Source organism: Ralstonia sp. RRA, from assembly GCF_037023145.1.
GTDB lineage: Bacteria > Pseudomonadota > Gammaproteobacteria > Burkholderiales > Burkholderiaceae > Ralstonia.
The window spans coordinates 139735-161410 of record NZ_CP146091.1 but is presented as its reverse complement, the minus strand read 5'-3'; the positions used below and the strand labels follow the sequence as shown (position 1 = coordinate 161410).

The window sequence follows — 21676 nt, the reverse complement described above, 5'->3', positions numbered from 1 at the left end:
ATGGACAGTTGCACCCGCGCACAACTGAAGCTCTCGCTGGGCAAGCTGCGCAATAGTCGTGCGCAGGCCGAGCGCGCGCAGCCGGTCACGTCGCCGTGCATCAGCGTTTGCAAGATGGATGACGCGCGTGGCCTGTGCCTCGGTTGCATGCGCACGATCGACGAGATCGCAGCGTGGTCCACCATGAGTGACGCTGCGCGACTTGCCGTGTGGGAAACGCTGCCTGAACGCGCGTGTACCTGGCTCAACGATATGCCCCGCGCCTGACCTCACACCAACATGGCCGAACACGACATCATCACCCTCCCAGATTCGATGCGCGTGTTCGAGCGCGGCTGGCTGTCGTCCAACAACATCCTCTTCTTCGACGACGACGCGCACGGCGGCTGCGCGCTGGTCGACTCTGGCTACCTCACGCACGCACCGCAAACGGTGGCGCTGGTCCAGCACGCGCTGCAAGGCAAGCCACTGCGGCGCCTGCTGAACACGCACCTGCACTCCGACCACTGCGGCGGCAACGCAGCGCTGCAAGCGCTGTACGACTGCCACACCCGCGTGCCCGCAGCACAAGTCGACGATGTGCGCCGCTGGGACACCGACGCTCTCAGCTATGGCCCCACCGGCCAGGAATGCGCGCGCTTCACACTGCCCGACAGCGACGCCGAGGCAAGCTTGGCTGACGGCATGACCGTGCACCTGGGCGGCTTCGACTGGCAGGTCATCAGCGCGCCGGGGCATGATCCTAATGCCGTCATCCTCTACAGCCCGGAGTCGCGCGTGCTGCTCTCAGCCGATGCACTGTGGGAGCGTGGCTTCGGCATCATCTTTCCCGAGCTGGAGGGCGAAAGCGGCTTTGCGGAACAGCAGGCAATCCTGGAGCGCATTGCACAGCTCGATGTGCGCGTGGTGATCCCTGGACATGGCAGGCCGTTCACTGAAGTCAACGCCGCCATCAACGCATCGCTCGGGCGGCTCGCGTATCTGCGTGCCGACCCCGAGCGCAATGCGCTGCACGCCATTCGCGTGCTGGTGAAGTTCAAGCTGCTGGAGCAGCAGGCGCTATCGCACGCAGCGTTGTTCGCGTGGTTCACGCAGACCACGCTGATGACAGGCCTGCAGGCGCGCTTCTTTGCGAGCCAGTCGATGACGGACCTGCTGGATGCCGCCATCGGCGCGCTGGTCAAGGCGGGTGCCGCCACGGTCGAGCAAGGGCAAATCCGCAACCGCGATTGAGCTGCCGGTCGCTACAATGCAGCGAAGCCGTTTCTCTTCGCCAGGCATGTCGACACCCGCAACACCCAACCCGCCAGAATCCACCACGCAAGCCGATGCACCGCGCCGCAAGCGCGGCCGCCCTGCGCAGGATGCCAATGAAGGCCTGCGTCGCGCACTGATTGAGCAATCCGCCAGACTGTTCCGCGAGAAGGGCTATGGCAACACCACGGTACGCGACATTGCCGCCGCCACGGGTGTACATGCGGGCAGCTGGTTCTATCACTTCAAGACCAAGCAGGACATTCTGCAGGCCGTGATCGAGCACGGCCTGACGGTGGCGCTCGCCGACATCGAAGCCATCGATGTCGAAGGGCTTCCGCCGCGCGAGGCCATGCGCCAGTTGGTGCGCGCGCACCTTTATACGATCCTCGCGCCCAACCAGGACTTCATCCCGGTGATGCTGTATGAGTGGCGTTCGCTCGATGCACAGGCGCAGGAACGCATCATCGCGCTCAAGGATCGCTACGAGGGCATCTGGAACCGCATCATCGACCGCCTGCATGCCTCAGGCGAATGGGCGCAACCAACGCCGGTGGACCGTCTGCTGATGTTCGGCGCGCTCAACTGGACGGCGCAGTGGTACCAGGCCGGCGCCGGCATCAGCATTGATGCGCTGGCCGATCAGGCGGTGCTCTTCATCCTGCGCACGCCGCCCCAGCCGGCGGCTTAGTCGTCCTTAACGGGCATCGCTCTCGAACAGCGTCTGATTGGCGCTGCGCAGCACGTGCTTCTGGATCTTGCCGGTGGCCGTCATGGGCAGCTTGTCGACCACGGCGATGTGCTTAGGCACTTCAAAGCTGCCGAGATGCTCGCGACAATGTGCCTGCAACGCTGTCGCATCCGCCTGCGCATCCGGCTTGAGGCAGACGAAGGCCGCCACTGCCTCCACCCAATGCGCATGCGGCAGTCCAACCACTGCGGCATTCGCCACGGCCGGATGGCGCAGCAGTACCTCTTCCACCTTGAGCGAGGGCACGTTCTCGCCGCCGGTCTTGATCATGTCCTTGATGCGGTCCTTGAACTGGAGCTGGCCGTCGGCGTCCCACATGCCCAGGTCACCCGTGTGGTGCCAGCCGAAGCGGCGCGCATTGGCTGTGGCCTGCGGGTCCTTGTAGTAACCGAGCATGACGTTGGGGCCGCGGTGCACGATCTCGCCCAGTTGGTTGGGGCCGAGCAGGTTGCCTTGGTCGTCCATCACCGCTGCCTCGTTGACCATGCAGGGCTGGCCCCAGTAGTTGCCGGTGCGCTGCAGTTGCTGGTCGGGCGCGAAGTACATCGTCATCGGGAAGATTTCGGTCTGGCCGGAGCCGAGTGCAAAGTTCTGGCAGACCTCAGCAATCAGCCGTTCGAGCAGCGGCTTGGCCATCGGCGCCATCGCGTATAGGCATAGGCGCAGGCTGGAGAGATCGCGTTGGGTACGCAACGGATGGTGCAGCAGCGCGGCGTACATGAGCGGCAGGCCGAACAGTTGCGTGATGCGCTCGTTGGCAATCGCGTCGAGCAGCGCCGTTGGGTCAAAGCCGCGCTGGATGACGAGCGTGGCGCCCACCGTCATCGCGGAAGCAGCGGTCGAAAACTGAGCGCAGTGGAACATCGGCAGGATGCACGAGAACACGTCTTTCTCGTTCAGGTTCAGGCCGGCGATGTTGGACATCAGCGCCGCGTGCACGGAGCGGTGCGAGTGCATCGCGCCCTTGGGCCGGCCCGTGGTGCCGCTGGTGTACATGATGAGCGCGAGATCGCGGTCATCGATCACCACGGCGGGCAGTGTGTCGGCGTGGCCTTGCAGCGCCTGCTCGACAGTCTGCGGGCCACCGGCAACCGGTTCGCCAAAACACTGGTGTGCGGGTAGACCGAGCGCCCCAAGCGTGTCACGCAGCACCGGGTACAGCGCCGCGTCGATCACCATGTGCCGCGCTTCGGCATGTTCGAGGATGTAGCGCACATCGTCCGGCCCAAGCATCGCGTTGATGGGCACCCACACCAGCCCCGCCTTGAGGATGCCGTAAGCCGCCACCAGGAACTGCGCCGAGTTGCCGCAAAGCATGGCGACCTTGTCACCCGGCTTGAGCCCGCTGGCCAGCAGGTGATGCGCGTAGCGGTTGCTGTCTGCATTGAGCTGGGCATGCGTCATGCGGCGCGGGCCGTCGACCAGCGCGACCTTCGCGCCGAACTTGCGTGCGCTGCGATGCAACGTATCGCCCAGCGTCACCCGGTTCAGCAGGTTGGCTTCAAGCGTGATGTCTGGCGTGGCTTCGGACATGGGACGTCTCCTGTGGACCGCATGAACTGCACGACGAAACGATGGACGACAACAACGACGATGCAGCCCTCAGGCCGCGGCAATCTCCATCAGCAACCCACCCGGCGCCACCTGTGCGCCGACCTGGGTGAACAAGCCCTTCACTTCACCAGCGAGCGGCGCGGCAATGCTGTGCTCCATCTTCATGGCCTCGACCACCAGCAATACTTGGCCGGCGGAGACGGCTTCACCTTCGGCCACGTGCACAGCCACCACACGGCCGTTCATCGGTGCGCTGATGCGGCCGCTGCCGGCTTGTGCGCCGTTGCGTTCCGCCTTGGCGTAGGTGGTGTCGATGACAACATGCTCGACGCCATCCAACACGAAGTGGCAAGCGGTTCCGGTGATCGCGTATTCGAGCGGATACAGCCTGTCGCCCAGTGCGAGCGTGAGGCGGCCACCGGCTTCGGACACGATCTCAGCCTGCGCGGTGCCACCGTCCCAGTTCACCTCCCAGCGTTGCGCGGCGAGCGCACGCACGCGCATCTCGATGGCTTCGCCGTCAAGCGTGAAGCGGCAGAGCGTGGGGTAGGTGCGGCTGCTGGCCCAACCTTGGAGCTCAGCGGGATAGCGGCGCGCGGTGTCCTTGCGCAAGTGCGTGAGCAGCACGGCGCCGGCCTGGCAGACCGCTGCATCGGGTACGGCCGCTTGGCGCATCACCGCCGGGAAATGCCGATCGATAAACGCGGTGGAGACGTCGCCAGCGAGGAAGGCCGGATGCGTCACGCATTGGCGCAGGAACGCGCGGTTGGTTGGCAAGCCCAGCAGCAGGCAGTCGTCCAGCGCGTACGCCAGCCGCCGGCACGCGTCGGTACGGTCGGTACCGTGCGCGACGATCTTGGCGAGCATCGAGTCGTAGTACGGCGAGACCACCAGTCCATCGGCGAGTGCGTGGTCTGTGCGCACCTCGCGCGGCGCACGCCAGCGGGCGACAGTACCGCTTTGCGGCAAGAAGTTCTGCTGCGGGTCCTCCGCGCACAAGCGCACTTCGATTGCGTGGCCGCCCTGCGCACGGCGCGCGTCAATCTCGTCCTGCGTGAGCAGCAACGGCTCGCCCAGCGCCACGCGTAGCTGCCATTCGACCAGATCGACGCCGACGATCGCCTCCGTCACCGCGTGCTCGACCTGCAGGCGCGTGTTCATCTCCATGAAGTAGAACGCGCCATCCGAGGCGAGCAGAAATTCCAGCGTGCCCGCGCCCACGTAACCGATCGCACGTGCCGCCGCCACGGACACGGCACCCATGCGTGCACGCAGTTCCGGCGATACGGCAGGCGACGGGGATTCCTCAATCACCTTCTGGTGCCGGCGCTGCACGGAGCAGTCGCGCTCGCCAAGGTGCACCACGTTGCCATGCGTGTCGGCAAACACCTGGATCTCGATATGGCGTGGCTCGATGATGGCCTTTTCGAGGATCAACTCGCCGGAAGCGAACGCGTTCTCCGCTTCGGAGCGTGCGGACTGCAACGCGGCAGCAAAGTCTTCTGCGCGATCCACGCGCCGCATGCCACGCCCGCCACCACCGGCTGCGGCCTTGATCATGACCGGGTAGCCGATGCGTTCCGCTTCCTGCTGCATGCGTGGATCGGATTGGTCTTCACCTTGGTAGCCGGGCACGCACGGCACACCGGCGGCCTCCATCAAGCGCTTGGCGCCGGCCTTATTGCCCATCGCGAGGATGGCCTCCGCAGGTGGGCCGATAAAGACAAGGCCCGCTTCTGCACAGGCATTGGCAAAGGCATCGCTCTCGGCCAGGAAGCCATAGCCGGGGTGCACAGCCTGCGCGCCAGACTTGCGCGCCGCCTCCAGCAACGCCGCAATGTTCAGGTACGACGCCTGCGGTTGTGACACGCCAATCGGCAAGGCCAGGTCCGCCGCGCGGCAATGCGGGGCATCACGGTCGGCATCGGAGTACACGGCAACGGTGCGCATGCCGAGGCGCCGCGCGGTGCGTTGGATGCGCAACGCGATCTCGCCCCGGTTGGCAACCAGTACTGTGCGGAAAGCAGCGTGCGGCGCGCCCATCGCTCAGCCCTTCTTGCCCGGCAGCGTGTTCATGTACTTGCAGATGATGCCGAGCATCACCTCGTCCGCACCGCCGCCGATGGAGCCCAGGCGCCCATCGCGGTAGAAACGCGAGACCGGGTTGTCCCACGTGAAGCCCATGCCGCCCCAGAACTGCAGGCAGGCGTCGGGCACGATGCGCGAGAGGCGCCCGGCCTTGAGCTTGGCCATCGATGCGAGTTCCGTCACATCCTGCCCGTTGATGTAGAGATCGCACGCGCGATACGTGAGCGCACGCAGCGCCTCCACCTCGGTCTTCAGTTCGGCCAGCTTGAAGTGCACCCATTGGTTATCGAGCAGGCTGGCGCCGAACAGCTTGCGCTCGCGGCCGTACTCGATGGTGCTGTCGATGCACATCGTCATCGTCTGCAGGCTGCTGGCTGCGGCCCACATGCGCTCCTCCTGGAACTGCAGCATCTGGTACGTGAAGCCCTTGCCCTCTTCGCCGATGCGATAGCGCTGCGGCACGCGCACGTCGTCAAAGTAGATGAGGCCCGTGTCCGACGAGTTCATGCCGATCTTGCGGATCTTCTTGCCGACCGATACGCCCTTGGTATTCATCGGCACGATGATGAGCGACTTGTTGCGGTGTGCCGGGTCGTCCGAGGTGTTGGCCAGCAGGCACATCCAGTCGGCTTGCAGGCTGTTGGTGATCCACATCTTGCTGCCGTTGATGATGTAGTCGTCGCCGTCCTTGCGCGCGGTGGTCTTGATGCCCGCCACGTCGGAACCGGCGCTCGGCTCCGATACGCCCACGCACGCCACCGCATCGCCGCTGATGGCGGGCGCGAGAAACTGTGCGCGCAGCTCGTCGGAGCCGAAACGCGCCAGCGCGGGCGTCGCCATGTCGGTCTGCACGCCGATCGCCATCGGCACACCGCCGCAGTGGATGTGGCCGAGCGTCTCCGCCATCGCCATCGCATACGAATAGTCGAGGCCCAGGCCGCCGAATTCCGTCGGCTTGGCAATGCCGAGAAAGCCCAGCTCGCCCATCTTCTTGAAGAGCGCCTTGGCGGGGAACATCTCCGCCGCTTCCCATTCATCGACGTGCGGGTTGATGTCGCTGTCGATGAAGCGTTTGAGGTTGCGCTGCAGTTCCTGATGTTCGTGGGTGAAGTGCATGGTGTCTCGCTCCGGTAGTCCTGGGCTGTTCGTATGGGATGGCGCTACGGTCGGGCAACGCCGAATTGGATGGGGTGCAGCGTGCGCCTGCGCGCTTCGTCGCACACGGCCAGCACGCAGGCCAGCACCTTGCGCGTGTCGCGTGGGTCGATCACGCCGTCGTCCAGCAGGCGGCCCGACACGGTGAACGCGCCGGACTGCCGCTCGAACGTGTCGATCACCTTGGCGCGCATCGCCTCGATGGCTTCGTGATCGACGGTCTGTGTCTTGCGCTGCATGCTCGCGGCCATGACGGTGGCCATCGTTCCTGCCGCCTGCTCGGCGCCCATCACGGCGGTCTTGGCGTTGGGCCAACTGAAGCAGAAATCTGGGAAGAAGCCGCGCCCCGACATGCCGTAGTTGCCCGCCCCGAACGACGCACCGCAATGCACGGTGATGCGTGGCACGGTGGCATTGGCCATGGCCTGGATCATCTTCGAGCCGTGCTTGATCATGCCCGCCTGCTCGGACTGCTTGCCGACGATGAAGCCCGTGGTGTTTTGCAGGTACAGCAGCGGCGTATCGGACTGGCAGCACGCCTGGATGAAGTGCACGACCTTCGTGGCGCCGGCCGGGTCCAGCGGACCGTTGTTGGTGATGATGCCGACTTGCATGCCGCAGATGGCGGCATGTCCGGTGACTGTGCCCGGCCCGTAATCCGGTTTGAACTCCAGGAAGTCAGAGCCATCGACAATGCGTGCGATCACCTCGCGCATGTCGAGCGGCTTGCGGTGGTCGGTCAGCGCAATGCCGAGCAACTCTTCCGCATTGAAGCGTGGTTGTGCATAAGTCCGATCAGCCGCCGGCACATCGCGATTCCAACCCAGCGCAGCAACGAGTTCGCGTGCGATGCGCAATGCATCCGCATCGTCTTCGGCCAGATACTCAGCGAGGCCCGAGGTGGTGGCATGCATCTCAGCGCCGCCCAGTTCCTCTTCGGTGGCGATTTCGCCGGTGGCGGCCTTGAGCAACGGCGGACCGGCAAGGAACGCGCGTGCGCGATCGCGCACCATCACCACATAGTCCGACAGGCCGGGCATATACGCCCCGCCCGCCGTGCTCGACCCATGCACCACGCTGATCACCGGAATGCCCGCCGCCGACAGCCGCGCAAGCCAGTAGAAACCGCTGCCGCCATGGATGAAGGTTTCCACGCGATACGTCAGCAGGTTGGCGCCGGCCGATTCGACCAGGTGAATGAACGGCAGCTTCTGTTCCAGCGCAATGGCCTGCGCGCGCTGAAATTTTTCGATGCCCATCGGCTGCACGGCGCCGGCATCGATGCCCGCGTCGTCCACGATGATCATGGCGCGCACACCGCTCACCCAGCCGATGCCGGCGATGAAGCCACCGCCGGGGATCGAGCGCGTCGGGTCCGCGTGGTCCAGGCAGAAGCCGGCCAGCGAGGACAGCTCAAGGAACGGTGCACCGGCATCGAGCAGGCGGCCGAGCCGGTCACGCGGCAGCAGTTGCCCGCGCTGCTCGAAACGCGCACGCGAGGCTTCGGACTTGTCGCGCGTACGGTTCTCCAGCGTGCGCAGTTGGTCGACGAGTTCCGTGAGCGCGGCGTGGTTCTGCTGGTACGCGTCGCTTTGCGGGACGATGCGCGATTCAAGCGCCGGCATCGTCGGTCTCCTTGTCCTGCAGCACCTTGGGCGTGGCGGCCAGGTGGAAGCCGTTGAACGGCGCGGCACCATGACGCGGTGCCTGCATGGGCGTACCGGGCCGCACGTTGGGCCGGCCACCGTCCACGCGCAGCGTTGTGCCCGTGATGAACGCCGCCGCTTCCGACAGCAGATACACGATCGCCGACGACACCTCCGCCTCGGTGGCAAAACGCCCGGCAGGCACGGTGCGCGGCATGCTGCGGATGGTCTCGGCCATCCACGGCGGATAGGCGTCCATGCCCGACGACGCCACATAGCCCGGCGCTACCGCATTCACGCGCACGCCGTACTGCGCCCATTCGAACGCGGCCGTCTCCGTAAAGTTGATCATGCCCGCACGCGCCGCACCGGAGTGCCCCATGTTCGGCATGCCACCCCACATGTCAGCGACGATGTTGACGATGGCGCCGCCGCGCTGCTGCATCGCCTGGTTCAGGCACTCGCGCGCCATCAGGAAGCCACCGGTCAGGTTGGTCTGCACGACCGCCTCCCAACCCTTGACGGAGATGTCCTTGAGCGGCGACGGAAACTGCCCGCCCGCGTTGTTGACCAGCGCGTCGATGCGGCCGTGCTCGCCGAGGATCTGCGCGATCGTTGCCTGCACGGCAGCCTCGTCGCGGATGTTGCAGACGTAGGCGTGCGCGGTGCCGCCGGCTTCGACGATCTCCGTGCGCACGGCAGCGAGCTTGTCCGCATTACGCCCCACCAGCGCCACCGCCGCGCCGAGCGACGCCAGCTCATGCGCCGTGCACCGGCCGATGCCGCTGCCGCCACCCGTTACCACCGCAACTTGCCCCAGGAATAGTCCCGGTCGAAAGACTGAGCGATACATGTGTGTCTCCTCAAACCCAACCAAGCTGGCGGGCAGCGAGATCACTCAGGACCTCCTCCGCGCCGCCGCCGATCATGTAGACCTTCACTTCGCGATAGATCCGCTCCGACTTCGTGCCGCGCATGAAGCCCATGCCACCCAGCAGTTGCACAGCGGTGTCCGCACAGAACTGCAGGCTCTGCGTGGCGAAGTTCTTGAGCATGCACAGTTGCGCGACGGGCGACTCGCCCGCCTGCATGCGGCGCATCAGGTCTTCGAGCAATGCGCGCGTGGCTTCAATGCGCGTGGCCATCGCCACCAGCTTCTGCCGCGCCACCTGGTGTTGCACGAGGCGCTTGCCGAAGGTTTCACGCTGGCTGGCCCATTCCACTGCTTCCGCCAAGCACGTGCGCGCAAGGCCGTAGGCTTGCATCGCCAACGCAAGGCGCTCGTGGTTGAAGTTGCGCATGACAAGCTCGAAGCCGCGGTTCTTTGCGCCGAGCAGATTGCCGATCGGCACACGACAGTTGTCGAAATGCAGTTGCGCCGTATCCGAACACCACCAGCCCATCTTCTTGAGCGGCGTGCGCGACAGGCCTGGCGTGTCACCATCCACCAGCAGCACGGAGATGCCGGCCGCTCCCGGTCCGCCCGTGCGTACGGCCACGGTCAGGTAGTCCGCGCGCATGCCCGAGGTGATGAAGATCTTGCTGCCGTTGACGATGTAGTGATCACCATCACGCACCGCACGCGCGGTCAGATTGGCGACATCCGACCCGCCCGACGGCTCGGTGATGGCCAGCGCGCTGATCTTCTTGCCCGAGAGGATGTCGGGCAGCACGCGCGCTTTCAGGTCCGCCGAGCCGCCCGCCACGATGGGCGGCGCGCCGATCGTGTGGCTGAACAGCGAAGCGAGCAGACCACCGCTGGCTGCACGCGTCAGCTCTTCGATCATCGCGAGTTCGAGGAACAGGTCGGCAGGCGTGCCGCCGTATTCCTCGGGAAAACCGATGCCGAGCAAACCGAGATCCGCTGCCTCGCGATACAGCTCGCGCGGAAAGGTTTCCGCCTCTTCCCAGGCATCGATGTTCGGCAACACCGCCTTGTCGACAAAGCGGCGCACGGTCTCGCGAAAGGTGTCGTGCTCGGCATTGAAGAGCACGGACGTCAGCAGGCCTGCGTACATGGTCGCCTCGTCGGTTAGGGGTGATCGACCGGCACGCGCACCGGCATCGTCAACAGCACCTGCGCCATGCCCTTGCCTAGCGGGTCGTTGCGCAGCGAGGCCATGCCACCGCCGCCCAGCGCCTGCTCGCAGACAAAGTTAAGGGCGTGAATGCCGGGCAGGTCGTAGCGTGTCACGGAACCCTTCACAACGTGTGCAAGGTAAGCGGCTACGGCGTCCTCAGTCAGCTGTGCGCGCAGCAGCGGCAGGTCTTCCGGCCGGCGTGCGATGACGCCGATGTTGGAGGTGTCGCCCTTGTCACCGCTACGAGCGTAGGCGAGTTCGATGAGCGGGACTTCACGTGTTGGGCCGCTCGGCAGTGCGTCCGTCACCGTCGCGGCGGTTGAGGCTTCCAATGGCGCGCCGCCCGTCGGTACAGCCACATCGAAGCTCTCGCCGCCGAGCAAGGTCACGCGCGGCTGCACGCGTGCCTTGTCGATCAGGAAAGCGTATTGCTTGACGGCAGGAACGACGCTCGGCCGCCCACCCGCGCCGGTCGTGCCAGGTGCCCACGATGTGCCGGCCGGCGCGATCTCGCGCGCGAACAGTTCGAGCGCTTGCTTGTTCGGGTGCGCAACGGCCAGCCACATCACCGATTCAAAACGCGGCACGCTTGGTTGATGCGGCCCGAACAGGTAGGCCGAGCCGAGCGTCTCGATGTGCGTGGCGCTGTAGTCGGGCAGGCCGAGCTTGCGGAACAGGCCGCGCGTGCGTTCCAGGATCGCCTCGGCTGTGCGATGCGCCTTGCGGTCTGCATCGATGCCGACGATGGTGAGCTGACCAGTGGCGCGGTAGCCGTCGGCGTAGGTGGCGCTCACCTTGTAGTCGGGTGTGGGGGCACGGCCGCGCGCACCCTGCACTGCAACGCGGTGCTCGCCGGCCTGCGTCATCGTCACCTGTGTGAAATCGCAGACGACATCGGGCAGTACATAGCGCGCAGGGTCGCCGATCTCGTACAGCAACTGCTCACCCACCGTGGCAGGCATCACCAACCCGCCGGTGCCTTCCGGCTTGCTGACGACAAAGCTGCCATCGCCACGACACTCGACGATGGGGTAGCCGCTGTGCGCCCAGTCGGGCACGGATTCCCAGTCGGTGTGCAAACCTCCGGCCCCCTGGCAGCCGCATTCGAGGATGTGTCCGGCGAGGCTGCCGGCGGCGAGCCGGTCGTAGTCATCCGCCGGCCAGTCGAACGTATGCATCAACGCGCCGAGCGTGACCGCGCTGTCGACACATCGTCCGGTGATGACCACCTGCGCGCCGGCATCGAGCGCCGCCTTGATCGGCAAGGCGCCCAAGTACACATTGGCGCTCACCACCTTGTCGGGCAGCGGACGGCCGCTTTGCAGCTCGCGCACGCCTTCGTCGCGCAGCGCGGGCAGCAACGGCATCACGTCGTCGCCCTCCACCACGGCAATGCGCACGCTCACGCCCAGCTCATCGGCCAGGGCTTGCAGCGCGGTTGCACACCCGCGCGGGTTCACGCCGCCCGCGTTGGCGATGATGCGGATGTTCTGCGCCAGCGCGTCCTTGAGCACCGCACGCATCGCCACGCTCACGAAGTCGGTCGCATAACCCAGCTCGGCGTTCTTCATGCGCGCGCTGGCCAGCAGCGACATGGTCAGTTCGGCTAGGTAATCGAAGACGAGGAAGTCGATGCGACCGGAGGCGACCAGTTGCATCGGCCCGGTAACACTGTCGCCCCAGAACCCACTGGCACCGCCGATGGAAACCGTGTCTTTGCGCATATCAGCGGGCCGTCCAGTTGGGGGCGCGCTTCTCGCGGAAGGCGGCCTGCCCTTCCTGTGCGTCCTCGGTCAGTGCAAACAGGCCAATCTGGCTTTCGGTAAAAGCCATCGCCTGCTCGAAGCTCAGATGCTCAACCTGCTTGAGCGTGTACAACCCGCGCCGGATGGCTGACGGCGATTTATCGAGCAGCCGCGCGAGCAGCGCATCGACAGCGGCATCGAGCGCTTCGGGCTCGGCCACGTCGTTGATCAGGCCGGCAGCGAGGGCGCGGTTTGCGCTCATGGGCTCGCCGGTCAGACACAGCTCGTTGAGCACGCGGCGCGGCAGTTGATGCTGCAACACGGCCAACACCTGCGCCGGGAACAGTCCGACCTTCACCTCCGGCAGCCCAAACATGGCGCTACGGCTGGCCACCGCCATGTCGCACATCGCCAGCAAACCCATGCCACCGGCCATGCATGCGCCATTCACCCGCGCGATGAGCGGCACCGTGCAGCGGCGCGCCTGCCGAAACAGATCCGCCAGGCCCTGGTGCGGCTGGGAATAGTCGAAGCGGAAGGATTGGCCGCTCTGCAGATCGGCCCCGGCACAGAAGGCGCGGGTGCCAGCCCCGGTCAGCACCACGGCGCGCACAGCGGTGTTGCGGCTGGCATCGGCCAGCGCCGCCGTCAGTGCTTCGAGCACCGCGCCGTTGATCGCGTTGCGGCGCTCTTCGCGCTGAATGGTCAACCACAGCGCCTGGCCGCGCTGCTCGATGAGGAGTTCCGGGTCCGTGCTCACGCGATGCTCACCTTCAAGAGAGATTCGGTTGGACAGCCTGCCCGGCAATACTAAATCATCTGCTTGAATAAATGGAAGTCTTCAAACACGAAACGTGCAGCGTTTTGCCGCACCCCGCAGCTCGCTGGGCATAACACATTGATTTATCGGAGATTTTCTTCATCCAATAAGGAAATCGACAGATTTCGCGTTGACTCCTTCACATGCGAACGATAACAATTCTCATTTGCATCAAACATGTAACAAGCTTTTTCAGGGGAGCGGGCACCAAGCCATGCAAGCAGCACAGACGGAACGCAAGCGCGCCGAACATTCGGTGGTGGGATACCTGACAGGGGCCATGAGCTTTGCCGTGGCGGCCACACCGGCCGTGGCGGAAACCAAGAAGGATTCGGTAACGGCCACCCTGCCGACCCACACGGTCACCGGCAGCAGTGGCTTCAAGACCGACGAAGCCTCGAGTGGCAAATTCACCGCGCCGCTGCTCGACACGCCCAAGTCCGTCACGGTGATCCCGGCGGAAGTGCTGCAGGACACCGGCTCCGTCACGCTTACCGAAGCGCTGCGCACGGTGCCCGGCATTGCATTTGGTGCGGGCGAAGGCGGTAACCCGGTGGGCGATCGCTCGTTCATCCGCGGCTACGACGCACAGGCCAGCACCTTCCTCGACGGGCTGCGCGACATCGGTGCGCAATCGCGCGAGATGTTCAACGTGGAATCGGTGGAAGTCATCAAGGGGCCGTCGGGCGCATATGAAGGGCGTGGCTCGGCCGGCGGGGCGATCAACATCGTCTCGAAGGCGCCCAAGCTGGAGCACTTCACCGAAGGCACAGTGTCGGTAGGCAACGCCGCGTACAAGCGCGCCACGGCCGATGGCAACTACCAGATCGGCGAGCACGCGGCCTTCCGCCTGAACGCGATGTATCACGACGCCGGCACGCCCGGCCGTGACGTGACGAGCTTCAGCCGCTGGGGCATCGCGCCGTCCATCGCCTTCGGGCTGGGCACGCCCACGCGCGCCACGCTGTCGTACTACCACCTGCAGTCGAACGACACGCCGGACACCGGCATCCCCTACAACAACGGCACGTTCAACCGCCGCACCGATGGCCGCCCGCAACTGTTCGCACCCGGCGACGGCTCGCCGGTGGGTGTCGGCCGCAACACCTACTACGGCCTGGGCCGCGACTTCCGCCGTGACCGCGTCGACATGGGCACGTTCTCGCTGGAGCACGATGTGTCCAGCGCGCTGAAGCTGCGCAACACCACGCGCATCGCGCGCACCAGCCAGGACTATGTCTGGACACAGCCCGACGACAGCCAGGGCAACATCTACTACGGCATGGTCTGGCGCCGCGCCAACACGCGCTACTCGGTGGCCAACACCGTCGCCAACCAAACGGAAGCGACCGGCAAGTTCGAGACCGGCGGCTTCAAGCACAGCTACGCAGCAGGCCTGGAGTTCTCGCGCGAGCACAGCAGCAACGACACCTACAACGTCCCGACCGGCAGCAACCGCTGCCCGAACGGGATCGGCGCGGCCGGCGGCTACAACTGCACGAGCCTGTTCAACCCGAACCCGAACGACCCGTGGACGGGCAACATCACGCTCGCCAACAACCCGGCCGAGACCACGGTGCGCACGCAATCGGCGTACGTGTTCGACACGATCGAGCTGTCGCCGCGCTGGCAGATCAACGGCGGCCTGCGCTTTGATCGCTACTCGGCATCGGCCACCACGTCGGCTGATGCGAAGGGCGTGCGCTCCAGCTTCTCGCGGGACGACAACCTGCTGAACTACCAGCTCGGCCTCGTCTTCAAGCCTGCGCAGAACGGCAGCATCTACGTAGCGTATGGCACGTCGTCCACGCCGTCGGGCTCCGTAGCCGGCCAGGGTGCCGATGGCAGCGCGCTCACGCCAGACCGCTCCGGCAACCGCGGCGACGTGCTCGCCCCCGAGAAGAACCGCGCCTACGAACTCGGCACCAAGTGGAACGTACTGGACAACAAGCTGGCACTCACCGCCGCCATCTTCCGCATCGAAACCACCAACGCACGCATCGTGCTGCAGGACGGCACCGCCGCCATGGCCGGCAACAAGCGCGTGGACGGCTTCGAGCTGGGCTGGTCGGGTGCGCTCACCAACAAGTGGCAGGTGTTTGGCGGCTACACGTACCTGAAGAGCGAGCTGCGCAACAACGGCGGCTCGGGCTCGGCCTTCGGCGCCACCAATGGCACCGAATTCCCCAACACGCCCAAGAGCAGCCTCAGCCTGTGGACCACCTACCAGCCGATGCCGAAGTTCACGCTGGGCGGCGGTGCGTACTACGTCTCGAAGGTGTGGGGCAGCGCCAACCCTGCCAACCCGAAGTGGGTGCCGGCCTACTGGCGCTTTGATGCAATGGCCTCGTACCGCATCGACAAGCACATGAACCTGCAGTTGAACGTGCAGAACCTGTTCGACAAGAAGTACTACAACCAGGCGTACGCATCGCACTACGCATCGCTCGCACCGGGGCGCGCGGCGATCCTGACGCTGGGTATCCGGTACTGATGGCAGCACTTGCCCAAACCACCGCAGCCGATGCTGCGGTGGTGGATGCCATCCACGCCGTGCTGACCGGCCCGGCCGATCGCGCGGCGGATTGGCTTGCCGGCGCCGCTCGTCGTGGTCATACCGAAGCGCAGACCATCCTTGGCCAATGGCTGCTCGATGGTCACGGTGTCGAACGCAATCACACCGAAGCCCTCTTCTGGTTCAAGACCGCCGCGGTGTCCGGCCACGCCATGGCCGCCAACATGCTCGGCCGCTGCTACGAGCACGGCTGGGGCGCCCCCGCCTGCGACAAGACCGCCGCGCACTGGTACGCCCGGGCGGCGGATGCCGGCCTCGACTGGGGCCAGTACAACTACGCCACCAGCCTGCAGCTCGGGCGCGGCGTGCCGCAGGACCGTGCGCAAGCTTTCGCCCTCTTCCAGGCCGCCGCTGCGCAAGGCCACGCCAAGTCGATTAACGTCGTCGGCGGCTTCTATGAAGACGGCTGGGAAGTCGAGGCTGACCTGGGGATGGCTCTGACCTGCTACCTGCGTGCGGCTGAGGGTGGTGACTTCCGTGGCCAGTTCAACGCGGCACGACTCTTCGCGCTCACCGACCGCGCCGACGAAGCCCTCACGTGGATGCGAGCCGTACCGCGCAGCGCGACACCCGCCTTCCTCGCCAAGGCGCATGACTTTCTGGCCGGCCACCCCGATGCGCGCCTGCGCACGTTGGCCAGCACACTCGAAACCGAATCGCCATGCTGTTGAAGATTCCCGCCGTCCTCACCAAGGATCAGGTTGCGCACTACCGCGCCATCATCGACGCAGCGGAATGGGTGGACGGCAAGGTCACCGCCGGCGCGCAGTCGGGCCAGGTGAAGCACAACATGCAGCTGCCCGAAGGCTCGCCCGCTGCGCGTGAGGTCGGCACCTTCATCCAGGATGCGCTGGCGGCCAACACGCTGTTCTTCTCGGCCGCGCTGCCCCTCAAGGTGTTCCCGCCGCTGTTCAATCGCTATGCCGGCGGACAGACCTTCGGCAACCACGTCGACAACGCTGTGCGCCATCTGCGCGGTACCGACTTCCGCATCCGCAGCGACCTCTCCTGCACGCTGTTCCTGGCTGAGCCCGAAGACTACGACGGCGGCGAACTCGTCATCGACGACACCTTTGGCGAGCATCGCGTCAAGCTCGCAGCGGGTGACATGGTGCTCTACCCGAGCAGCAGCCTGCACCGTGTCACGCCGGTCGCGCGCGGCGCACGGGTGTGTTCGTTCTTCTGGCTGCAGAGCATGGTGCGCAGTGATGCGCATCGCACGCTGCTGTTCCAGATGGATATGGAACTGCAGCGACTGATGGGGCTTTTAGGGCAGGACGACACGTCCGTCATTGCGCTAACGGGGACGTATCACAACCTGTTGCGGGAGTGGGCCGACGCCTAGCTCTGCGCCAAATACGCTCCAAGCTGGTCGAACGTACCGCCATACCCTTCGTTGAGCGAGGGCCGCAGGTCTTCGAAGTACTGGCGCTCCGCCGGCGTCTCGCCAAACGGCTGCGCGCGTAACTGCACCGTCGTCACACCATCACGCTCGGTGAACGTGACCGGTTCTCGATCTCCAGCGGACACAGCTCGCTGAACGGCGCCCGTGCGATGCCGCACTGCGCATTCGCAAACGAGTTCAGCCAGACGATGCGCTCACCCGCGACGATCTCGCGGTAGTTGAATCGCCCCCACATGGCGGGTGCGTCGCCAAAATGCATCGCGTAGTGGAAGAAACCACCGGGTTGGAACTCGAAGCGCAGCGCTTCGACGGTGCAGCCTTTCGGCCCCCACCAGCGCTCCAGTTGCGCGACATCGCTCCAGGCCTGCCAGACGCGCTCGCGTGGTGCCTTGAAGACGCGGGTGATCTCGAACGCCGCCTGCGCGGCGATCCGTTCATCGCTTTCGGTCATGACGCTTTCCTTTCGCAGAGGTGGGACCGTCCGATTGCAGCAGCGCATCGAGCCGGTCGAAGCTGGCCTCCCACACGTCGACGTAGTGCTCGACCCAGGTGGTCGTCGCCTTAAGCGTCGCAACTTCCAACCGGCACGGCCGCGTCTGCCCCTCCCGTCCGCGTGAAATCAGACCGGCGGTTTCCAGCACCTTCAGATGCTTGGAGATGGAGGGCTGCGCCAGATCGAACGGTTCAGCCAGTTCGTTGACGGTGGCCTCGCCTGCAGCAAGACGGGCGACGATGGCGCGGCGCGTGGGATCGGCCAGCGCGGCGAAGACGAGGTTCAGGTGGTCGGGAGACATTACATAGCCAATCAGGAATATATCCTGATCGGAATATAGAAACCCGCGCCCACGCCGTCAAGCTGGAAATCGCGTAGTGCCCTTTAAGCGAAGAAGCTGCGCATCTCCGTCAACAACGCCTCCGGCGCTTCCTCCGGCACATAGTGCCCGCATGGCACCGTGCCACCGCTCACGTCATTGGCCACGGCTTGCCACAGCTCCAACGGCTTGAAGCACCGCTGGATCACGCCATGCTCGCCCCACAGCACCCGCAGCGGCACGCTCACACGCTTGCCGGCGTCGCGATCGGCGCGATCGTGTTCAAGGTCGATGGTGGCCGCAGCACGGTAGTCCTCGCACATGGCGTGCACGCAGGCGGGCTCGCGCATGGCGGCAGCGTAGGTGGCCATCGCTTCCGGGGCGAACGGTTCGAGCCCCGCGTGGCGCAGGCCCATTAGCTTGCCGATGTAGAAGTCCGGCGTGGCATTGATGAGCGTCTCGGGAAACGGCGAGGGCTGGATCAGGAAGAACCAGTGCCAGTAGGCGGACGCAAACGCCATGTCGGTGTTCTCGTACATCGCCAGCGTGGGGGCGATGTCGAGCAGCATGGCGCGCTCCACGTGCACAGGGTGATCCACACACAGCCGATGCGCCACACGTGCGCCGCGATCATGCGCGCACAGCCGGAAGCGGCCGAAGCCGAGTGCGCGCATCACCTCTACCTGGTCCTGCGCCATCATGCGCTTGCTGTACTCCGCATGCCGGGCGCTGCCGGCCGGCTTGGATGACGCGCCGTAACCGCGCAAATCCGTCGCGACGACGGTGTAGTCGCGCGCCAGCTCCTGCGCCACCTTGTGCCAGATCACATGGCTTTGCGGATGACCGTGCAGCAACAGCAACGGCGGCCCGCTGCCACCAATCACACCGGCAATTTCCACCCCGTTGACCGTCTGGCGGAAGGGGCGAAAGCCAGGAAACAGCGCGGCATCTGCGGCGGCGGTGGCGGCGTCGATGGAAAGCGGCGTGGTCATGCAGGTCTCCGATGGTGTGTGATGCGCAAGGAATGCTCCGCATGCTAGCGCAGAAGCCGCCGGCACATTCGGCGGCAACACGTGGCGCCCGCTTCCTATAATCGAACGACGCTGTCTGCCTTCCTCTCCTCAGGAGACGCCATGCCCGCCGCCAAGCATCTGCCGCCCGCACTGCAACACCTGACGCTGCCGGTGATCGGCTCGCCGATGTTCATCGTCAGCTATCCGGAACTGGTGTTGGCGCAGTGCAAGGCCGGCATCGTCGGGGCGTTTCCGGCGCTCAATGCACGGCCGGCCGAGGTGCTGGACGAATGGCTCACGCAGATCAACGCAGACCTCGCTGCCCACCGTGCCGCACATCCGCACGCGGTGGTCGGGCCCCTCGCGGTCAACCAGATCGTGCACCACTCCAACGCGCGGCTGGAGCAGGACGTGGCCACCTGCGTCAAACACAAGGTGCCGATCTTCATCACCTCGCTGCGCGCGCCGGTCAAGGAGATCCTGGATGCGGTGCACAGCTACGGCGGCATCGTGCTGCACGATGTGATCAACCTGCGCCATGCGGAGAAGGCGCTGGAAGCCGGGGTCGACGGCCTGATCCTGGTGGCCGCGGGCGCGGGTGGGCACGCCGGCACGCTGTCGCCGTTTGCGCTGGTGGGTGAGGTGCGGCGCATCTTCGACGGGCCGATCGCGCTGTCGGGCGCCATCGCCACGGGGGATGCCATCCTCGCCGCGCAGGCCATGGGCGCCGACCTCGCCTACATCGGCACGCGCTTCATCGCCAGCAAGGAGGCGCATGCGGCGGAAAGCTATAAGCAAGCCATCGTGCGCGCGGCGGCGTCCGACATCATCTATACGAACCTCTTCACAGGGGTGCACGGCAACTACATCCGCGAGAGCATCGAGCTGGCGGGCCTGGACCCGGCAGCCCTGCCCGAGGCCGACAAATCGAAGATGAACTTTGGCGACGGCAGCTCCCGTGCCAAGGCATGGAAAGACATCTGGGGCGCCGGCCAGGGGGTGGGCCAGATTGCCGACCTGCCGCCCGCCGGCGAGATCGTCACGCGGCTCAAAGCCGAGTACGATGCCGCCAAATTGCGCCTCGCCCTGCATCTGCGGCTGTAGGCGCATCCGCATGCATCCTAGCGCGCACCCTACCGAGCGCACCCCACCGCACTTCGATTGACTTGCGAGGGCGGCACTTCTAAATTCAAAAGATGCTCAACAACAAGCGTGGCGTCGTGACGGGCGACCGCGCAACCGTATGCGCAAGCATCCTTTGGGGGGATGTTCGACAGGCGTCTGGTTTCCTGTTGCCGCGTACCGACAAGATGGAGAACACCATGACGCACTGCCATGCGCCCGTGCGCCCGCTCACAAGGCTGGCGGCGGTGGCGCTGAGCGCAGCGGCCCTGACCCTGACCGGCTGCGCCACCCAGAACCCCGACCCTGCCGCCGCCAACGAACTGCGCCTGCCGCAAGCCGGCGAGGCGCAAGTCCGCTCCGCCTATGTCTATGCGTTTCCGTTGATGATGACGGACGCGCTGATGCAGGTCACTTCCGCCATCGCGCCCGATGGGCGCTTCATGCACCAGCGCACGCTGGAAGACGAAGCCCTGCCCGCCGGTGTGCGCGCCCGTGTGGACGTGCTCGCCAGCAGCGCCTTCGTTGATTTGCGCAACGGGCCCGTCGTGCTGAGCGTGCCCGATGTCGGCCGCCGCCACATCTGGGTGGCCGTGCACGATGCCTGGACGGACGTGTTCGAATCCATCGGCAACCGCACCACGGGGGCACGTGCAGCCAGCTACGCCATCACGCCGCCGGGCTGGGAAGGCACACTGCCGGCAGGCGTCAAGCAGATTGCCGCGCCGACGAACCTGGTATGGGTCGTTGCCCGCACGCAGGTCGCAGGGCGGCGCGACGAAGCTGCCGCACGCCGCGTGCAGGATCGCTACCGCATCACGCCGCTGGACGCTTTCGGCAAACCCGGCGCACGCGAAACCGAGGCGGAAGCCAAGGCTGAGGCGACCAGCGCCACCGACATCGACGTCAGCCTGAGTGCTGCGCGCCGCCGTGTGACCGCGCTCGATGCCAACGCCTACTTCACCCGGTTTGCCGAACTGCTCAAGGACAATCCGCCGCACGCGGCAGATTCCACGATGGTGGCGTCGCTGCGCAACCTCGGCATCGTGCCCGGTGCGCCGTTTGACGCCAAGGCAGTGGATTCGACCAGCCTGAAGGTGATGGATGCCGGCGTGAGCGCCGCGCGCGAGACGCTCTCGATGGCGGCCAAGCAGCCGCAGATCACGCAGAACGGCTGGTTCATCCCGCGCATGATCGGCGCGTATGGATTGGACTATGCGCAACGCGCGATCGTCTCGTGGTCGGGCGGCGGTACCGACGTGCCGCAGGACATGCTGATCGCCACCGCCACAGCGGACGCCAACAGCCTGCCGCTGGACAGCACGCACCGCTACGTGCTGCATTTCGATCGCAACCAGCTTCCGCCGGAGAACGCCGGCTGGGCCGTGGCCGCCGTGCAGCAACCGCGCCGGACCGCCGAGCGCCCGAGCCTGCGCAACCTCCTCAGCGAAGCCGATCACCCGCGCCTGAACAGCGATGGCTCGCTCGACATCCTGATCCAGCGCGCGCCGCCCAAGGGCATGCGGAACAACTGGCTGCCACCACCGGTCGGCCCCTTCCTGCTGCGCATGCAGCTGACGTGGCCGAAGGAAGCGGCGCTGGATGGGACATGGCTGCCGCCTGCTGTGCAGCGGCGGGAATAGCGCGCCACGCTC

The 21676-nt window shown here is 65.7% G+C and carries 20 protein-coding genes; 8 read left to right on the top strand and 12 right to left on the bottom strand.

Annotated features, from left to right (window positions below; genetic code table 11):
* The 3 genes from V6657_RS00770 to V6657_RS00760 are packed head-to-tail and all read left to right on the top strand — an operon-like array spanning position 1 to position 1945.
* Positions 1-267 carry a DUF1289 domain-containing protein gene (locus V6657_RS00770; RefSeq protein ID WP_048933256.1) on the top strand — a complete coding sequence of 89 codons (267 nt, stop codon included), beginning with the start codon at positions 1-3 and terminating at the stop codon, positions 265-267.
* A 12-nt stretch (positions 268-279) separates the two neighbouring features.
* Positions 280-1233 (top strand): MBL fold metallo-hydrolase, encoded by a 954-nt coding sequence (locus V6657_RS00765; protein ID WP_048933255.1) that lies wholly within the window; start codon positions 280-282, stop codon positions 1231-1233.
* A gap of 46 nt (positions 1234-1279) precedes the next feature.
* Entirely contained in the window at positions 1280-1945 is a 666-nt protein-coding gene (locus V6657_RS00760; RefSeq protein WP_048933254.1) for a TetR/AcrR family transcriptional regulator, read from the top strand.
* Between the two features lie 6 nt (positions 1946-1951).
* On the opposite strand, the gene V6657_RS00755 is transcribed toward V6657_RS00760, so the two are convergent.
* The 8 genes from V6657_RS00755 to V6657_RS00720 form a co-directional block, all read right to left on the bottom strand.
* Positions 1952-3538 (bottom strand): AMP-binding protein, encoded by a 1587-nt coding sequence (locus tag V6657_RS00755; RefSeq protein ID WP_048933253.1) that lies wholly within the window; start codon positions 3536-3538, stop codon positions 1952-1954.
* 69 nt (positions 3539-3607) lie between these two features.
* Complete coding sequence (locus V6657_RS00750) at positions 3608-5602, bottom strand: biotin carboxylase N-terminal domain-containing protein (RefSeq protein ID WP_048933252.1); 1995 nt, start codon at positions 5600-5602, stop codon at positions 3608-3610.
* Positions 5603-5605: 3 nt separating this feature from the next.
* A complete protein-coding gene (locus V6657_RS00745; protein ID WP_048933251.1) occupies positions 5606-6763 on the bottom strand; it encodes an acyl-CoA dehydrogenase family protein in 1158 nt (385 codons plus the stop codon).
* Between the two features lie 44 nt (positions 6764-6807).
* Complete coding sequence (locus V6657_RS00740; protein ID WP_048933250.1) at positions 6808-8427, bottom strand: carboxyl transferase domain-containing protein; 1620 nt, start codon at positions 8425-8427, stop codon at positions 6808-6810.
* Positions 8414-9301 (bottom strand): SDR family oxidoreductase, encoded by an 888-nt coding sequence (locus V6657_RS00735; RefSeq protein WP_048933249.1) that lies wholly within the window; start codon positions 9299-9301, stop codon positions 8414-8416. Before V6657_RS00735 ends, V6657_RS00740 begins: the two co-directional genes overlap by 14 nt.
* 10 nt (positions 9302-9311) lie before the next feature.
* Positions 9312-10466 (bottom strand): acyl-CoA dehydrogenase family protein, encoded by a 1155-nt coding sequence (locus V6657_RS00730; protein ID WP_048933248.1) that lies wholly within the window; start codon positions 10464-10466, stop codon positions 9312-9314.
* Between the two features lie 14 nt (positions 10467-10480).
* Entirely contained in the window at positions 10481-12253 is a 1773-nt protein-coding gene (locus V6657_RS00725; RefSeq protein WP_048933247.1) for an acyclic terpene utilization AtuA family protein, read from the bottom strand.
* A 1-nt stretch (position 12254) separates the two neighbouring features.
* Entirely contained in the window at positions 12255-13034 is a 780-nt protein-coding gene (locus tag V6657_RS00720) for an enoyl-CoA hydratase/isomerase family protein (protein WP_048933246.1), read from the bottom strand.
* 274 nt (positions 13035-13308) lie between these two features.
* Between V6657_RS00720 and V6657_RS00715 the strand changes: the two genes are divergently transcribed.
* The 3 genes from V6657_RS00715 to V6657_RS00705 are packed head-to-tail and all read left to right on the top strand — an operon-like array spanning position 13309 to position 17014.
* Complete coding sequence (locus tag V6657_RS00715; RefSeq protein WP_048933245.1) at positions 13309-15588, top strand: TonB-dependent siderophore receptor; 2280 nt, start codon at positions 13309-13311, stop codon at positions 15586-15588.
* Positions 15588-16340 (top strand): tetratricopeptide repeat protein, encoded by a 753-nt coding sequence (locus V6657_RS00710; protein ID WP_048933244.1) that lies wholly within the window; start codon positions 15588-15590, stop codon positions 16338-16340. The genes V6657_RS00715 and V6657_RS00710 overlap by 1 nt, the downstream gene beginning before the upstream one ends.
* The gene (locus V6657_RS00705; RefSeq protein WP_048933243.1) at positions 16331-17014 is read left to right on the top strand and encodes a Fe2+-dependent dioxygenase; all 684 of its coding nucleotides are present in this window, start codon (positions 16331-16333) and stop codon (positions 17012-17014) included. The genes V6657_RS00710 and V6657_RS00705 overlap by 10 nt, the downstream gene beginning before the upstream one ends.
* Here the strand turns inward: V6657_RS00705 and V6657_RS00700 are convergent.
* The 4 genes from V6657_RS00700 to V6657_RS00685 form a co-directional block, all read right to left on the bottom strand.
* A complete protein-coding gene (locus V6657_RS00700; RefSeq protein ID WP_248694799.1) occupies positions 17011-17151 on the bottom strand; it encodes a hypothetical protein in 141 nt (46 codons plus the stop codon). The genes V6657_RS00705 and V6657_RS00700 overlap by 4 nt on opposite strands.
* Entirely contained in the window at positions 17148-17525 is a 378-nt protein-coding gene (locus tag V6657_RS00695; RefSeq protein WP_248694800.1) for an SRPBCC domain-containing protein, read from the bottom strand. Before V6657_RS00695 ends, V6657_RS00700 begins: the two co-directional genes overlap by 4 nt.
* On the bottom strand, positions 17509-17868 hold the full coding sequence (locus V6657_RS00690; RefSeq protein ID WP_048933242.1) for a metalloregulator ArsR/SmtB family transcription factor: 360 nt from the start codon (positions 17866-17868) through the stop codon (positions 17509-17511). The genes V6657_RS00695 and V6657_RS00690 overlap by 17 nt, the downstream gene beginning before the upstream one ends.
* An 83-nt stretch (positions 17869-17951) precedes the next feature.
* Positions 17952-18878, bottom strand: a complete 927-nt coding sequence (locus V6657_RS00685) for an alpha/beta hydrolase (protein WP_048933241.1) — start codon at positions 18876-18878, stop codon at positions 17952-17954.
* Between the two features lie 141 nt (positions 18879-19019).
* Here V6657_RS00685 and V6657_RS00680 point away from each other — a divergent pair, with 141 nt between their 5' ends.
* Both V6657_RS00680 and V6657_RS00675 read left to right on the top strand, forming a co-directional pair.
* A complete protein-coding gene (locus V6657_RS00680) occupies positions 19020-20003 on the top strand; it encodes a nitronate monooxygenase family protein (RefSeq protein ID WP_048933240.1) in 984 nt (327 codons plus the stop codon).
* Positions 20004-20221: 218 nt separating this feature from the next.
* A complete protein-coding gene (locus V6657_RS00675; RefSeq protein WP_048933344.1) occupies positions 20222-21664 on the top strand; it encodes a DUF1254 domain-containing protein in 1443 nt (480 codons plus the stop codon).
* Positions 21665-21676 lie beyond the last annotated feature (12 nt).